The organism is Oceanobacter sp. 5_MG-2023, from assembly GCF_030548165.1.
Classification (GTDB): Bacteria; Pseudomonadota; Gammaproteobacteria; order Pseudomonadales; family Oceanobacteraceae; genus Oceanobacter.
In genome coordinates this window covers 1-13,548 of the sequence record NZ_JAUORS010000021.1, presented here as the reverse complement: position 1 = coordinate 13,548, position 13,548 = coordinate 1, and the positions used below count along the sequence as shown (strand labels likewise).

Genomic DNA, 13,548 nt, shown 5'->3' with positions numbered 1-13,548 from the left:
GGTGAGAGAGTAAGTCGAGGCGGGATTGTAACAGAGAGACCAAGGTGGTTGAAAAACCGTCAGGCTAGCGACATGATGCTGAAATAAATTCATCTTTCAGGATTGTTCATGCGTCGCCTGCCTCCCTTGAATGCCTTGCGTGTCTTTGAAGCATCGGCCCGAAAATCCAGCTTCGTTGCTGCCTCCGATGAGTTGGCTGTGACGGCTTCGGCGGTCAGCCATCAAATCAAGACACTTGAAGAATATCTGGGAGTACAGCTGTTCAGTCGCAACAAGCGCAAGGTGGCACTGACCTCCGCTGGAGAGCAGTATCTGAATGGCATCAAACACGCGCTGGATGAAATCGAGGTTGCTACCCAGCGGCTGACCAATGGCCACGAAAGCAATGTGGTGCAGATCAGTGTGGCGCCCAATTTTCTGACGCGCTGGCTGATGCCGCATATGTCGCAGTTTCAGGAGTTGTACCCGGATATTGAGTTGCAAATCAACGCCTCGCAGGGGCTGATTGATTTTAATCGTGTCAGTACGGATATCGCCATTTATTACGGTAATGGCGAGTGGGACGATATTGAAACCCATTTTCTCTGCAAGGTCATGCTGGTGCCGGTGTGTAGCCCGGCGCTGCTGTCCGGCAAATACCCGTTGGAAAAACCCAGTGACTTGCGTCGTCATACGCTGATTTACGTCAGCAAGCGCAAGTGGGAATGGGAAAACTGGATGCATCAGGCCGGGGTCGACAACCTGGTGCCGAAGGGCAGCTTGCAGCTGTCGAGCAGTCAGCTGGCGACGGCAGCGGCGCAGGAGAACCTGGGCGTGGCCTTGGCCGACAGTACGCTGACTTCCCGTGAAATTGCCTCTGGCCGCTTGATGATTCCGTTTAATATCCAGCTGGATACCAATAAGGCATTTTACTTGGTGTACCGCAAAAACCGGCCCTTGACCACCGGGATGAAGGCTTTCAAGGAGTGGATGATGAGTGCCATGGCAGAGTCCGGTGACTCGGTTTCAACGGGGTTCTGATCGATAATGACGACGGACGGCCCGGGTACGCATTAATCGGCAATGTGGCTCGCTGGAGTGCATTGTGTTGGCCATATGATGCGAAGTTCGACTGCCGCCACGGTGCTGCCTATTCAAGATCTTGTTTTAAGATCTTGTTGTTAAACACCTGGCTGTCAGCCTTCAACCCATTATACCCATGACTGCGAATATGCCCTCGGAGCGCTTCGCCACGTATACTGGCCCATCTTTTTATCTGCGGTCGGCCATTGACGGCTGGGCGTAACGGTTTTTGTTGCGGAAATTCAGGATTCTATGTCTTCAGCGTTATCAGTATCGTCAAACCAGGTTGTGCAGTTTTTTTTCAAGGACGGGGCCACCACCGCCATGTGTCGCTGGCTGGACTTCCGTTTGTTCGTGGCGCAAAAAACACTGTCATTAACAGCGTCCGACACCGCCAGTGGTGATGCCAGCAATACCCTGTCGCCAGTGGATTATTTGCGCCGTTGGGAACAACAAGCCTTGCAGCAGGGCAGCGACGACGGGCTGACAACCCCCGCCCGCTGGGTGTTGTTGCTGTTGGGGCTGGTTATTGCGGTGATCGGTTTTGCCAGTATGGCGGGGGTGTTGAACTACGCCAGCCAGCAGCCGGTGAATATCTGGGTGCCTCTGCTGCTGTTCGCTTTCTTGCCCTTGCTGTTTACCCTGAGCAGCGCCTATATGACGGTGTTGGCACCAGCGCGTGAACCCGCTCGCCTGGCCAGTGCCCATCCCTTGTTGCTGGCGTTGGCCAACAAGCTGCGGCTGACGCATTTTTTGCCGTATCAGAAGGTGTTGTTCCCCTGGATGCTTTGGCAAACCCAATGGCTGGGGTTGGTTTTTTCAGTCGCTGCCTTGCTGGCCTTTTTTGCACTGGCGACCTTTCAGGATTATCAATTTGGCTGGTCGTCGACACTGATCAGTGACAATCGCACCATGGTACACATGATGGCGGTTGTCAGCTGGCCCTGGCACTGGCTGGTGGCATCACCGGGTCTTGAACTGATCAGTCAGAGTCGTTTCAGTGCCCTGGATGTGATGGGGTCCGGTGCCGGTATGGGAAGCCGCCAGAGTGGCTGGTGGCCAACACTGGTGATGGCGATCATGGTGTACGGTGTCTTGCCTCGGGTTGCGCTGGCGCTGTTGTTACGCTGGCGTTTTATCCGGCAGCTGCGCTGGAGCATTGCCAATAGCGCCGATATTGAGCAATTTATACTGGCACAGCAGCATCGGCAAAGCCACGAACCCCTGGTATCAGACGCAGCATTGGTGCTGCCAGACGAGATTGATATCAGCACTACGCCAGCCGATCTGATCAGTTGGCAGCAGCCAGATACCGACTGGCCGGTGGTCAAAAACCTGGGCAGTGGTGATTGGCTGGAAGACGAACAGTGGCTGGCCTCTGCCGACAGCAAGCGGTCGCGTCCGGTACTGCTGGTGGTGGATCCGGCGCAAACACCCACCGGTGAACTGGCAGACTGTATCGAGTTATTGCAGCACAACAATACCCAGGTTGTGCTGGTGCTGGTGTCCTCTGATGTCGAGGATGAGCGCTACCAGACCCTGCTTAAATCCTGGCAGTATTTTGCCAGCCGTCACCAGATTCCGTTAAAAAAGGGGTATTAGCATGACGATGCCAGGATTTGCGGTCGTTGGTCATCCGAACAAGGGTAAATCAAGCATTGTCGCGACCTTGACGCGTCAGGATGCAATCCGGATATCGGAAATTTCCGGTACCACGACAACAGCACAAGCGTTTGAGTTGTGTGTTGATGGTGTCAGTCATTATCGGCTGATTGATACGCCGGGGTTTCAGCGCCCACGACAAGTATTGTCCTGGTTGCAGCAACGGGCTCCCAATGCCGCTGAACGCAAACAGACGGTACAGGATTTTGTGACCGAACAACGGCATGCAGCGAGCAGCCGGTTTCAGGATGAAATCGAGCTGCTGCAGCCTATTCTGGATGGTGCCGGTATTATCTATGTGGTTGATGGATCCTTGCCTTACAGCCCGGAATTTGAAGCCGAAATGACCATTTTGCAGTGGACCGGGCAGCCTCGCATGGCACTGATCAATCCGATTGGCGGTGCTGCACATGTGGAAGAATGGCAAAACGCCCTGAGCCAGTATTTCAGTGTGGTGCGGGTGTTTGATCCCATGACCGCGGATCGCCAAAAGCAGTTTGCGGTGCTGTCGGCCTTTGCTGAATTACACGAACCCTGGCGACCTGCAATCGAAGCCACCATGGCGGCACTGACGCGTTATTTTGACCGTCTGGCCAGTCAGGGAGCGATGATTGTGGCTGAGCATATGGTGCAGATAATCAGTCATGTCAGTGATGTTCGGGTCCCGGCCGATTTTGCCAAATCTGCCTTGGAGACCCAGTTGAAAAGCCAGTATCAGCGCCACTTGCGCGATATGGAATTCAGTATGCAGCGCCAGTTACAGTCCTTGTTTGCCCATTCCAATATGCGAGTGCAAGCGCAGTTGTTAAGCGCTGATTACCCGGATCTGTTTGATAACAGTCACTGGTATCTTTACGGTCTGGATCGACAGAAAATCGTTGCGCTGGCGGCCTCTGCCGGAGCGGCGGCGGGTGCGGTGCTGGATGCCGGGGTGGGTGGCAGTTCGTTGATGGCCGGAGCACTGGCGGGCGGACTGTTGTCCGGGCTGGCCTCATTGGCAGCAACCTGGAAACCGGAAAAACTGAACATCAAAGGTGTGCCGGTTGCGGGCAAAACCCTGACCGCCGGGCCAGTGCGGGATCTGACGTTTGTGTTTGTCTTGCTGGGGCGGGCGGTGGATTTTCTGGAGCTGATGCTGCGACGGACCCATGCTGACCGTACCGTGGCAGAGCTGGCCTCGACCGGGTTGACTGAGCGCCTGGAGCGGTTGCCGAAACTGGAGCAGGTGCAGCTTACCCGCAGCTTGCAAAAAGCCGCCAAGGGGCTGAACGATAAAGAGCTGGTGCAACTGCGTGACTGGGTTTTGCAGCTGAGCCAACCGGTGCCGGGGGACAGTCCGACTGGCAAACCCGGTTAATCGGAACAGGCTTCTGAGCGCATATCAGCGATATATCCGCTGTGCCCATTCGGTCAGGCCGGAGACTACGCTGCCAAAATGATCACCGTCCAGCAGTGGAATATCCCCCAGGGTGCGCGCCACCGCCTGACGAATGATTGGTGAGCGGGCACTGCCACCGGTGATAAATACCTGGTCTGGCTGCACACCGGCCTGGGCGACGGCTTCAGCCATCAGTTCACTGATACGTTGCAGCGGGCGCTGGATCGCATTTTCCAGTCCGCTTCTGGAGACCTGGGTGTCCAGCCCGGCTTCGACAAAATCCAGCGCTACGAGGGTGCTGTCGGTATCGGACAGGGCAATCTTGGCGTTTTCAGCACAGCGTACCAGCTGCTGGTTCTGCTTGTTGGTTTGCAAATGTAACAGACGGCTGATCAGCTCTGGTTGCAGGCAGTCCCGTTGCAGTTGCTGCAAGTGGAGGGTGGTTTCCAGGCTGCTGAAGCGCGACAACGCACCGACATCATTGGTACAGACGGCATCGAGAAAGGTTTTGGTGGGCATGGGTTTGCCGCTTTTAAGGCTGGCGTTCATGCCAAACAGCGGCATCAGCTGTCTGCCCGCCAGCGTGATATCGAGATCATTTCCCCCGATGCGTTCACCAGTGTGGCCCAGAAAGTCGGCGCTGCGGTCGTCGCGGTCGCGGTGATCCGGGCCCATCCTCACCATGGCGCAGTCACTGGTACCACCACCGATATCCACCACCAACACCGTCTGGTTGCCGGTGAGGTGACGCTCAAAGCTTAGCCCGGCGGCAATCGGCTCATAAAGAAACTCGACGGACTGAAAGCCGCTGCGTTTGGCCGCAATACTGAGGATATCCAGTGCCTGGCGGTTGCTGTGTTCGGCATTGACGCCCTGGAAGTTGACCGGTCGCCCGATTACCGTATGAGTCAGGGTCTGGCCAAGGGATAACTCGGCCCGCTGCTTCACCGTTTGCATCATGGCGGTCACGATGTCTTCAAAAAAATGCACAAACTCCGGTCGCAGGCCGCTGGCACCCAGGTAGGATTTGGGCGATTTGACGAAGTAGCCTTCTTCCGGATCGGCAAAATAGTGTGCAAAGGCTTGCTGGCCGACCTGCATAACGGCATCAGTGTCTTCGGAGGCTGGCCCCAGGTCCAGCTCACGCCGCGCCCGCTGGGCCAGTTGTAATGGCCCCCGCCGGGTTTTGATGAAATCATCCCGTTGCGGTCCTTCGGTCATGGCCAGTCCGACCTGCTCACAGATCAATTCCCGGCCGAGGGTGTACAGCGCCGACGGCATAAAGCATTGGTCGCCATCAACGGCCAGCAGTTGCACGGCATCCTGTGATTTGACGCCCATGGCGCAGTTGGAAGTACCGTAGTCGAAGCCGCAAATCATGGAATTCCTCGTGAGCCGGACAGCGAAAAGCCGCGCACATTAGCACAGCGGTTTGCGGGGTCAAGCAGGGAGGGGTAAGAAAACAATGGCGAACAGATACCCTGCTTAAGGAGGTCAAGACTCCATACAAAGCAGTATGTTTGACCGGCGTATGACTGCGCATGCTATGACAGGCCAATAACAAAAAACGTAGGCCTATATTTATGAATAAAACACTTTCTACCCTGGTGATCTGTGGTTCAGCATTAACCGCATCTTGTGCTCATATGGACAGCATGGACGGACAGGCGTCGGTGACTGAATCCGTCAAGGTGAATGCCCCTGCGGCAGAAGTCTGGGCATTGGTGGGGGAGTTTAATGATTTGAACCGCTGGCATCCGGCGGTAAAACTCAGCAAGCAGGTATCGGATCGACGTTATCTGACCTTGCAGGACGGTGCGGAAATTGTTGAAGAAGAGACCAGTCGCGACAACAGCGGCATGAATTACAGCTATCGTATCCTCTCCGGGCCATTACCGGTCGAAGCGTATAACGCGACCATCAGTGTCACGTCGATGGGTGACAGTCAGTCGAAAGTCACCTGGCAATCGACCTTTGATGCCAAGGGTATGTCCCGACCGGAAGCTGAAGCCGTGATCAGTGGCGTTTATCGGGGTGGGCTGGATCAGCTACAACGGATGTATTAACAAAGAGATTCATGGTTTTTTCTTGTTCTCAGGAAATCAGGGCAAGAGCCGGGGTGATACACCGGCTCTTTGTCAGCTGTCTGTGTTTATTCTATTCGTCTTGTTCTTGTGTTATCTCCCGTCAGTACCCTCCCACCAGTACTGAAGATAACGGCTAACGGCGCGTTGTATTTTGCCAGCGCATTTGCCGCCAGATTGTCTGTTGTTCTGCGTTGAGAAAACTCCAGGCAATAAAACGACTGCTTTTTTGACCTTGCGTCATGGTAATTGTTTGCTGCTGCACCACACCGATCTCTCGCAAGACCTTTTTCAGCGCCGGTAGCGCTGCCTGTCGTGATACCAGTGACGTAAACCAGTACACCTGGCTGGCGTACTGTTGGCTTTCCCGCATCATCTGACTGATAAAGTGGACTTCGCCACCTTCACACCATAATTCATTATTTTGACCACCGAAGTTGAGCGGCTGGTTTTTGGGAGTGGACTCTGAGCTGTGGCTTTCTTGAGGGGTGTCCCATTTGCCCAGGTTTTTCCACTTACGCTGGTTGCCACGCGACATCTGCTCTGGCGACTCATGGAACGGCGGGTTACACAGGGTCAGGTCGAGAAATTCATTGTGCTGTAGCACGTGAGTGAAATAACAGTCCTTGTCGGGTTGCTGGCGCAGGCTAATGGCGGCCTGTTGTAACGGGTTGGCGGTCAGCACACGTTCGGCGGATGCCAGGGAGACCGGGTCGATATCTGCGGCAATAAAGCGCCAGCCATATTCGCTCTGGCCGATCAGCGGATAAATACAGTTGGCACCACAGCCAATGTCCATGGCCTGAATACGCTTGCCCGCCGGTATTTTGCCACCATTGGCGGCTGCCAACAGGTCGGCCAGATTATGGATATAGTCTGCGCGTCCAGGGATGGGAGGGCAGAGGTAGCCGTCGGGAATATCCCAGTCATTGATTTGGTACCAGTTTTGTAACAAGGCCCGGTTTAATGCCTTGATGGCCACCGGGTCGGTAAAGTCGATGGAATGATTGCCACTTGGGGTGAGCCGAATAAAAGCGGCTAACTCAGGGCTGGTGGCCGTCAGTGCGTCAAAGTCATAACGCTGCTGGTGGCGATTGCGCGGATGTAATACCGCTGCCTTGTTTGCCGCTGGGGTGGCAGATGGTTTGTGGCTGGATGAGCGGGGAAACGACTTTCGGGACATGATGACTCTGGTGGTGGGGTGGTTGAGACGGTGGCTGATCGTATGAATGCAGTGTCCGGAATCAGTAACCGGGCTGTGGCCACTGCAAGGCAAAACGAAAGGTCGCCTGCAGTATAAAGATCATTGGTGGCAGGGAACACTCAATTATTCCCCATTGGGTATTGCGGAGTTTTTATAAAAAAAGAAAATAGATCCAAGGGTGTTGGTTGTAAAAATTCAAATATTTAATCATATTGTCATCTTTGTTTTGATATTACATTTCTGATTTTTTAGATTGTCCGATTGTCGATAATTAAAAAACCAAGGTTTTATAATTTTTATATAACTAATTGGTTATATTTTGTGTGATGTGATTTATGTCATTATTTTTTTTCATATTTCACGGCTACAATCACCGGCCTGTTGGTTGAGACCGTTTGGTCTGAATTCTATACGTGCTTATTTGAATGCAGATGTTTGGCGTTGAAGTAGCCATTGTATTTCTGCGATTAAAGGAGATGGTCGTGAGTTATTTTGTCTGGAATGCTTCGTATGATATTGGTGTTGACATTATTGATAGTCAGCATAGACGTATCGCAGACTATGTGAATGATTTGCACCATGCGATCGAGCATAATGACGTTAGTGAAGTCTATAGCGTGATGGATCGGTTGAAAGATTATACCGTTGATCACTTCAGCTTTGAGGAGCAGTTGATGGCGCGGGCAGGCTACCCGTTGCTGGATGATCACTTACTGATACATGAGAAGTTTTGTGAACATATGGAGTTGCTGAGAGAGCAGCTCCATGGTGGTACAGACCCGATGAATGTCGCCCGGAAAATGCGTACAGGTCTGATGCGCTGGTTGCTGCAGCACATCAAGGAAGAAGACCAGAACTATGCGTCTCTGGTGCGTAAGGCATTACGCAAGGAAAGCAGTTGGGTCAGCGCAACGCTGAAGCGAGTGTTTGGTTCCGTGGATCATCATGCTTGATGCAGAATAAAAAAATACGATATTTAAAAGTATGAGCGACAATAAAATGTGATCTGGTTATCAAAATAAAAAAATCAAGCGATGGCTTTATTGACAGCTATAAAAACAAGGTGGCTTTGAATGGTTGTTTGTGGCTGGGTGCATTTTTTTGAATGACATATTGCGCCACCAAGTGGTGCAATATGTCGTGGGTGTCATTTAAAAATTATTTCGCTGACTTTTTTCTGGCTGTGCTTGCCGCTGTTTCTTTCTATTACCTATGGTAAGTAACTTGTTTCCAATGGTTACATGATTGTTTTATTTCCTGAATAATACGGTTTTTTATTGGTCAGTGGTTGCTGGAAAAGTCAATATTGACAATTGTAACCGTCAAAACTGTCGATATCCTTCTTCCATTAATACTTGTTGCACCGTTGGGCGTTGCGTCATTGCCTGGTAATGAATTTGGCAGGCACTGGGTAATGTCATACCCAGGCGGTTGGCCCAGAACTCGTTATAAAACAGCGCGGCATCCACAATTGACAACTGCTCATACAGTAATGCACCGGGAGATGCTTCCAGCCATTGGGCAACCTGGTGGAAGCCTTTTTGTACCAGAGTCCGGCCCTGGCGCTCGATGGCATCACGATCATCCGCATGCAGCAGGTAGCGCTCGGGAGTAAAAATACGGGTAAAACCGTGTCCATGCAGGGTGCCGACCAGATAATTGAGCCGGTCGAGGGCAACAGCCTGGGCCGTCGGATCGCTTGGTAACAAGGCTTTTTTCGGCCAGCGCTGGGCCAGCCACCAGGCAATGGCAACAAAATCGGTCAACGCCGTGCCGTCATCAAGCACCAGGGTGGGAATGGTGCCCTTCGGGTTGATAGCCAGGTACTCCGGCTTTTGTCCATCGCCCGCGGGCAGGTTCAGAACAGTGGCACTGAATACCTGTTCCAGTTCTTCCAGCAGAATATGAATACCTGTCGAGCAGGAGCCGGGGGTCATATAAAACGTCATCATCAGGCGTTACCTCATTGGCAGGGAAGACGCTGATATTGCAAATACACAACCAATCTGTACGTGATGGCATTTTCTGCTCTGGACCCGGTGGGTGCTCTTGCCGGTTGGTCTGGCTGGTCGATTGGGGGCTGGCTGGCGCTGTCGCAAAGCCGACAAGCCGGGAACAGCGACCGGTTTTGTCACGTTTCTTCCGGGGGATGTAACGACCCGGAGCGCAAGGAATCCATGTGGTGATGGCATTTACAGGGAGCTGCTTGGCCAGTCGTCGGTAGGAATGGAGATTGCACTCTGACCAGCTTACATTTATCGCGGGTTGGTATTGTTTATGACGGATTCTTCGACTTCTACAGCGTTCCTGTCACCGGAATCTGCCCCTCAGGATCTTGAACTGCAGCTGGATTGGTCTGCTTACCGTGATGCGGGGATGGGGGACGCGTATGCCGATATTCCCAAATACGGCGGCCATTACGCCAAGGCCATTGCCGCGTGTATCAATAGTCGCCAGTGCGAAGCCGCTGGCAAGCAGGTGATGTGCCCCAGTTATCGGGTCAGCGGTGATCCGAATCTGGCCACCGGTGGCCGGGTGCGTCTGCTCAAGGCGGCCTTGTCGACGCGCCAGGATTCAGCGCCGTTGCTGGACCCGGAATTGCAGCAGGCGATGGATCTGTGTGTCAGTTGCAAGGGCTGCAAGCGCGAGTGTGAAAGCAGTGTCGATATGCCGCTGATCAAGGCTGAATATCTGGCACAAAAATATGCCCTTCAGCCTCGCAGTTGGCGTTCCCGGCTGATGGCTTCATTGCCGCAATGGCAGCATCAGCATCCCTGGCTGGATACCTTGATACAGCTGCGTAACCGCAGTGGCTGGCTGCGTCGGATGGTGGACCCTGTGATGGGGCTGAACCCGGCGGTGAAGCTGCCGGTCCGTTCCCCCAAGCGGCTTGAGGCGCTGACCAGTCCGGCGGTTGCTGGCAACCTTAATGGCCATAAAGTTGCGATGTTTGTGGATACCTTTACGCGTTATTACGAGCCGCATATTGTTGAGGCCGCCATTACGGTGCTGGAGGCGGGTGGATATCAGGTGCGGTTGCTGCAGCCGGATGCTCATGCCAGTGGTTCCAGCCAGGATGCACGACCATATTGTTGTGGTCGTACCTGGTTGGCACAGGGCATGATTGATCAGGCCCGGACGGAGGCCAGTCGGCTGATTCAGGCTATATTGCCGCTGGTTGAGCAGGGTTACAGTATTGTGGGGCTGGAAGCCTCTTGTGTGCTGGGCTTGCGCGATGACGCCCAGGCATTGGGGCTGGGGGAGGCCGCGGTTACAGCAGCCAAACACAGTCTGTTGTTTGAGGAGTTTATTGCGCGTGAGAGCAAGTCCGGGCGCTTGAATCTGCCATTGTCGAGTCCGGTTTCTGGCACGCTGGTACATGGTCACTGCCATCAGAAAGCCGTTGGGGCGATGAAGTCCGTGCGGCGGGTGCTGAAGCTGATTCCGGAGCATTCGTTTGATTTCATCGAATCCAGCTGCTGCGGCATGGCTGGCAGTTTTGGGCTGGAAGCCGAGCATGCGCAGCACAGCCTGGCCATGGCACAGCAAGGCTTGCTGCCCGCGCTGAGTAACCGGGGCGACCGGCAGGTCCTGGCGAATGGATTTTCCTGTCGTCAGCAAATACGCCAGCACAGCGATGCCCGGCCCATGCATCTGGCGGAGCTGCTGGCGGATTGTCTGGTGGAGACGGCTGGCGGTGAATAAAGCCGGCTTCGGGTAATATCGATGTCAGGTCAATGTCAGGTCGATGGCGGCGTAACCCAGCGAAACGTCAGGTTGATACGGGGCTGTTGTACGCCGGGTTCGGCGATCACTGCGTGCTCCCAGTATTGCTGACATTGCGGTTGCATCAGCCAAAGATCACCGCCGTGCATCGGAACCGCTCGTTGCTGTTCTGGTGCGGCTTTAGGGCGCAAGCGGAATATCCGTGTAGCGCCCACCGACAGGGAAGCAATCACTGGTGCTGGTCCCAGCTCCGGTTCATCATCGGCATGCCAGCCAACAGAGTCTGACCCTGAACGATACAGGGTTGCCAGTACCGAGTTAAAACGCTGCCGGGTCTGGGTTTCCACTTGCTGGCGCAGGTGCTGCAAAGGTTCTGGCCACGGTTGGGTGGGTAATAAATTATCAGAATAGCGATAACAAATACCCTCATCGGCAAACCAGGCCTGTCGTCGCGGGATCGGGAAGCGCCGCCCAAATGCTTCGTAGCCGTCATCACTCCAGGCAATATTGTTGAGAAGCCAGCCTTGCCAGGCATCGGCTTCTGCTGGTGTCATCAGGGAGCCAATGTAATGTAGTCCAGCGTCGGTGAGGCTTTCAGCAGTGTTGGATGATGGTGTTTTGGTAACATGGCTCACGACGGCGTTTCTCATTGTACGGTTTGTGGTGTGGTGTGGTGTGGTGTGCGGTCTTGGTATTTGTTGCTGCAGCATCAGTGCCATTCTTGATCCCGGTTGGATTTCACCTTGCTGTTATTGCTGCTCGTTGTAACCTGATCGCCTGATCGTGTTCTTTGGTTATTATCAATCACGTTTTTTCTGCTTAATCTGTCGGATTCTGGATGTCTTCCCCTTTGTGCTTCCTTACTTGTTTGCGGCGCTGGCTGAATACTGGCGCCGGTACTCCCCCGTTAGCGGGCTGGCTGTTGTTATTGGCGTTGGTACTGGTGTTGACCAACGCGCTGTTGATCGATTTTCCAGCCTGGGTGGCTGGTGTACCGCTGTGGGTCGCAACGGCCTTGTTGATCCCTCAGATAAAAGCGTCCCAACGCCGACAGATTGGCGGGCTGATGCTGGTGGGTGTTGCCGGGCTGGTCTTTGCTGCCTGGCAGGGTTCCTCTGCCTCGTATTGGCTCAAGGCGGTTGAGGGTAATCAGATGCTGCTGGCGATGATCATTGGCGTCAGTTTTTTACGGCTGGTGGCGTTGGCGGGAATGAGTGCCACAGAACGGTTGCCACAAGGCGTCCAGGCGCTGCAAAAAACCTTGTTCAGTACTCATCTGATTGCATCGGTATTGAATATCTCTGCCGCGCTGATTGTTGGTGACCGTCTGGCCCATGCTCGTCAGCATCAGCCCTTGCAACCCGAACAGGGCATGGTGCTGTTGCGAGCCTTTTCGGCCTGCGCTTTTTGGTCACCTTTCTTTGCAGCGATGGGATTGACGTTGCTGAGCGCTCCGGGGGCGCAATTAATAACACTGGTGCTGTTTGGTTTGCCGTTGGCATTGGTGGCGCTGCTGTTTTCTGCCTGGGAGATTCGCCGTAACCCGGCAGCAGAAAACGCCATAGGCTACCCTTTGCGCTGGTCGTCGCTCTGGATGCCGTTGGTGTTGGCGGTACTGGTGATCGTCAGCCACTGGATCTGGCCAGAACTGGCGGTACTGACGCTTGTTACCCTGATTGCCATTGTATTCTCGTTGATCTGGCTGCTGCTGACGCGAGGCGGAAAAGGTGCCAAAGACATTGTGCAACATATCCGGGTGGGACTGCCTGGCATGTGCAGTGAAATTGCCTTGTTTCTCGGGGCGGCAGTCCTGGCGGCGGGGGTGTCAGCCAGTATGAATGCCTTGGATATATCCGTTGCTCCCGATCAGTTTGGTGCTTTAGAAGCCTGTGTCACCCTATTGGTGCTGGTTGTCGCCGCGATTGCGGGGATGCATCCAGTGACCAGTGTTGTGCTGGCGGGCAGTTTGTTGGCGGGTAGCGTGGATGACCCGAACCTGCTCGGTTTGACCTTTTTGATGGGGTGGGCCATTGGCGTAGGGATTTCGCCACTGTCGGGTATTCAACTGAGTTTGCAGGCGCGTTTTGGTATGAGCGCCCGTGCCATGATGTGGGCCAATCGTTATTACGCGTTGCTGATGTTGCCGCTGTGCTGCGCAACCTTGTATGGGTATGGGTATCTGATAACTCTATAAGGTTGTTAAGCGGTGATCTGATTGCTTGGAAAGCTGACTGGCAGCGTAAAAGGGTGGCAATTGCCCTGAAGGTTGAGGGAATTGCCAGTGCCTGGGATTGTATCAATCATGCAAAAAAGCGTTTCACCATACGGCCGACAAACCCGCCTTCAAGTGATTTGCGGACGTAAGGGACATAATCCTTATCGTCGCGCTGGATATGATTGGTGAGCCACAAACCGATGTCTGAGCGGACTTC

General features: G+C 54.0%; 12 protein-coding genes. 8 read left to right on the top strand and 4 right to left on the bottom strand.

All coding sequences use genetic code 11. The features are described from left to right. Positions 1-108: 108 nt before the first annotated feature. The 3 genes from gcvA to Q4551_RS13200 all read left to right on the top strand — a co-directional run bounded on the left by gcvA (position 109) and on the right by Q4551_RS13200 (position 4,081). Positions 109-1,020 carry a transcriptional regulator GcvA gene (gene gcvA, locus Q4551_RS13210; protein ID WP_303434317.1) on the top strand — a complete coding sequence of 304 codons (912 nt, stop codon included), beginning with the start codon at positions 109-111 and terminating at the stop codon, positions 1,018-1,020. A gap of 294 nt (positions 1,021-1,314) precedes the next feature. After that, complete coding sequence (locus Q4551_RS13205; RefSeq protein WP_303434316.1) at positions 1,315-2,664, top strand: DUF2868 domain-containing protein; 1,350 nt, start codon at positions 1,315-1,317, stop codon at positions 2,662-2,664. A 1-nt stretch (position 2,665) separates the two neighbouring features. Then, positions 2,666-4,081: a DUF3482 domain-containing protein gene (locus Q4551_RS13200; RefSeq protein WP_303434315.1), complete on the top strand. Its 1,416-nt coding sequence runs from the start codon at positions 2,666-2,668 to the stop codon at positions 4,079-4,081. Positions 4,082-4,105: 24 nt separating this feature from the next. Here Q4551_RS13200 and yegD read toward each other — a convergent pair whose 3' ends face one another. Next, positions 4,106-5,482 carry a molecular chaperone gene (gene yegD, locus Q4551_RS13195; protein ID WP_303434314.1) on the bottom strand — a complete coding sequence of 459 codons (1,377 nt, stop codon included), beginning with the start codon at positions 5,480-5,482 and terminating at the stop codon, positions 4,106-4,108. A 203-nt stretch (positions 5,483-5,685) separates the two neighbouring features. Here yegD and Q4551_RS13190 point away from each other — a divergent pair, with 203 nt between their 5' ends. After that, positions 5,686-6,168, top strand: a complete 483-nt coding sequence (locus tag Q4551_RS13190; protein WP_303434313.1) for an SRPBCC family protein — start codon at positions 5,686-5,688, stop codon at positions 6,166-6,168. Between the two features lie 154 nt (positions 6,169-6,322). Here Q4551_RS13190 and rlmF read toward each other — a convergent pair whose 3' ends face one another. Continuing rightward, positions 6,323-7,369 carry a 23S rRNA (adenine(1618)-N(6))-methyltransferase RlmF gene (rlmF, locus tag Q4551_RS13185; protein ID WP_303434312.1) on the bottom strand — a complete coding sequence of 349 codons (1,047 nt, stop codon included), beginning with the start codon at positions 7,367-7,369 and terminating at the stop codon, positions 6,323-6,325. A gap of 503 nt (positions 7,370-7,872) precedes the next feature. Here rlmF and Q4551_RS13180 point away from each other — a divergent pair. Continuing rightward, positions 7,873-8,343, top strand: a complete 471-nt coding sequence (locus Q4551_RS13180; protein ID WP_303434311.1) for a bacteriohemerythrin — start codon at positions 7,873-7,875, stop codon at positions 8,341-8,343. 369 nt (positions 8,344-8,712) lie between these two features. Here Q4551_RS13180 and Q4551_RS13175 read toward each other — a convergent pair whose 3' ends face one another. After that, the gene (locus tag Q4551_RS13175; RefSeq protein WP_303434310.1) at positions 8,713-9,342 is read right to left on the bottom strand and encodes a glutathione S-transferase family protein; all 630 of its coding nucleotides are present in this window, start codon (positions 9,340-9,342) and stop codon (positions 8,713-8,715) included. 63 nt (positions 9,343-9,405) lie between these two features. Here Q4551_RS13175 and Q4551_RS13170 point away from each other — a divergent pair, with 63 nt between their 5' ends. After that, positions 9,406-9,576, top strand: coding sequence for a hypothetical protein (locus tag Q4551_RS13170; RefSeq protein WP_303434309.1), 171 nt, complete (start codon positions 9,406-9,408; stop codon positions 9,574-9,576). A 91-nt stretch (positions 9,577-9,667) separates the two neighbouring features. After that, positions 9,668-11,095, top strand: coding sequence for a (Fe-S)-binding protein (locus Q4551_RS13165; protein ID WP_303434308.1), 1,428 nt, complete (start codon positions 9,668-9,670; stop codon positions 11,093-11,095). A gap of 35 nt (positions 11,096-11,130) precedes the next feature. On the opposite strand, the gene Q4551_RS13160 is transcribed toward Q4551_RS13165, so the two are convergent. Continuing rightward, positions 11,131-11,751, bottom strand: coding sequence for an alpha-ketoglutarate-dependent dioxygenase AlkB (locus tag Q4551_RS13160; protein WP_303434307.1), 621 nt, complete (start codon positions 11,749-11,751; stop codon positions 11,131-11,133). A 203-nt stretch (positions 11,752-11,954) separates the two neighbouring features. On the opposite strand from Q4551_RS13160, the gene Q4551_RS13155 reads away from it, so the two are divergent. Continuing rightward, positions 11,955-13,310 (top strand): hypothetical protein, encoded by a 1,356-nt coding sequence (locus tag Q4551_RS13155; RefSeq protein ID WP_303434306.1) that lies wholly within the window; start codon positions 11,955-11,957, stop codon positions 13,308-13,310. The last annotated feature ends 238 nt before the right edge of the window (positions 13,311-13,548 follow it).